General features: G+C 67.5%; 2 protein-coding genes. Both read left to right on the top strand.

What is annotated here, in order from left to right:
- Positions 1 to 115 precede the first annotated feature (115 nt).
- On the top strand, positions 116 to 1309 hold the full coding sequence (locus GZ998_RS12460) for a phosphoglycerate kinase (protein WP_161923993.1): 1194 nt from the start codon (positions 116 to 118) through the stop codon (positions 1307 to 1309).
- A gap of 53 nt (positions 1310 to 1362) precedes the next feature.
- Positions 1363 to 2097: triose-phosphate isomerase (gene tpiA, locus GZ998_RS12455; RefSeq protein ID WP_219110051.1), on the top strand; the 735-nt coding region annotated here is incomplete at its 3' end.

Here is a 2097-nt window from a genome sequence, read left to right as displayed (position 1 = left end):
GACGCCCGCGCACGCCAACAGCGTGCGCGGGCGTCCGCACGTAGAGCCCCACCCGTCTGTAAATCAACGTCACACTCAGCACACACTCAATACACACTCAACACTGCGAGGTTTCATGAAGACCATCGAGTCCCTGGGCGACCTGCAGGGCAAGCGCGTCCTGGTCCGCTCCGACTTCAACGTTCCGCTCGACGACGACAAGCACATCACCGACGACGGCCGTATCCGCGCCGCTCTGCCCACCCTCAAGAAGCTGCTCGACGCCGGCGCCAAGGTGATCGTCGCCGCCCACCTGGGTCGTCCCAAGGGCAAGGTCAACCCCGACTTCTCGCTGGCTCCGGTCGCCGAGCGCCTGGCGGAGCTGGCGGGCGTCGACGTCACCCTGGCCGAGGACACCGTCGGAGATGGGGCCAAGGCCGCCGTCGCCGCACTGGAGCCCGGGAACATCGTTCTGCTGGAGAATGTGCGCTTCAACGCCGCCGAGACCTCCAAGGACGACGCCGAGCGCGCCGCCTTCGCCGCGCAGCTCGCGGATCTGGCGGACGTATTCGTCTCGGACGGGTTCGGCGTAGTGCACCGCAAGCAGGCCTCCGTCTACGACGTCGCCCGCATCCTCCCCGCCGCCTCCGGGCTCTTGGTTGCCAAGGAGATCGAGTCCCTCGGCAAGGCCGTCAACGACCCCGAGCGCCCCTACACCGTGGTGCTGGGCGGCTCGAAGGTCTCCGACAAGCTCGGCGTGATCGCCAACCTGCTGGGCAAGGCCGACCGCCTGCTGATCGGCGGCGGCATGGCCTACACCTTCCTCGCTGCGCAGGGCTACGAGGTTGGGACCTCCCTGCTGGAGAAGGACCAGATCGAGACGGTCAAGGGCTACCTCGAGACCGCCAAGGCCAACGGCGTGGAGCTGCTCCTTCCCGTCGACACCGTAGTCGCACCGGAGTTCAAGCCGGACGCCCCGGCTACCGTGGTTCCCTCCAGCGCCATCCCCGCCGACCAGATGGGTCTGGACATCGGTCCCGAGACGCGTGAGCTCTTTGCCCAGGCGATTGCGTCCTCCAAGACCGTCGTGTGGAACGGTCCCATGGGCGTGTTCGAGTTCGCGGCCTTCGCCGAGGGCACCAAGGCCGTCGCCCAGGCGATCTCCTCCTCCGACGCCTTCTCGGTGATCGGTGGCGGTGACTCCGCCGCGGCCGTGCGCACGCTCGGCTTCGACGAGTCCACCTTCTCCCACATCTCCACCGGCGGCGGCGCCTCCCTGGAGCTGCTGGAGGGCAAGACGCTGCCCGGTATCGCGGTCCTCGACGACTGAGCCGCGCCCACAGGCACTTCAATCCCATCACATTCGGAAAAGGAATACGGATAATGAGCAACCGCACCCCGCTGATGGCGGGCAACTGGAAGATGAACCTGGACCACCTTGAGGCCAATCACCTGGTGCAGGGTCTGGCCATGGCGCTGAGCGACGCCGGGCACGACTACTCCAAGTGTGAGGTACTGGTCATCCCGCCGTTCACGGACATTCGCAGCGTCCAGACGATCGTCGAGGCCGACTCCCTCGGCATCAAGTACGGCGCCCAGGACGTGTCCATCCACGACAACGGCGCCTACACCGGTGAGATCTCCACCGACATGCTGACCAAGCTCGGCTGCAGCTACGTGGTTATGGGCCACTCCGAGCGCCGCGAGTACCACGGTGAGTCCGACGAGCTGGTCGGCGCCAAGGCCCGCAAGGTCCTGGATGCCGGCATGACTCCGATCCTGTGCTGCGGCGAGGCCCTGGAGATCCGCAAGGCCGGCACCCACGTGGACTTCGTGCTCGGCCAGATCCGTGCCGCCCTGGCCGGCTGGTCCGCCGAGGACGTGGCCAAGATCGTCATCGCCTACGAGCCCATCTGGGCCATCGGCACCGGCGAGACCGCCACCGCAGAGGACGCCCAGGAGGTCTGCGGCGCGATCCGTGAGGCCCTGCGCGCTGATTACGGCGACGCCACCGCGGACGCGACCCGCATCCTGTACGGCGGCTCCGCCAAGCCGGCCAACATCAAGGAGCTGATGGCACAGGCCGACATCGACGGCGCGCTCGTCGGCGGCGCCTCG

This window comes from Actinomyces sp. 594, from assembly GCF_019325145.1.
In the GTDB taxonomy this organism is placed as follows: domain Bacteria; phylum Actinomycetota; class Actinomycetes; order Actinomycetales; family Actinomycetaceae; genus Actinomyces.
Note: the sequence above shows the minus strand (reverse complement) of the source record. Positions and strands in the feature narration are given on the sequence as shown.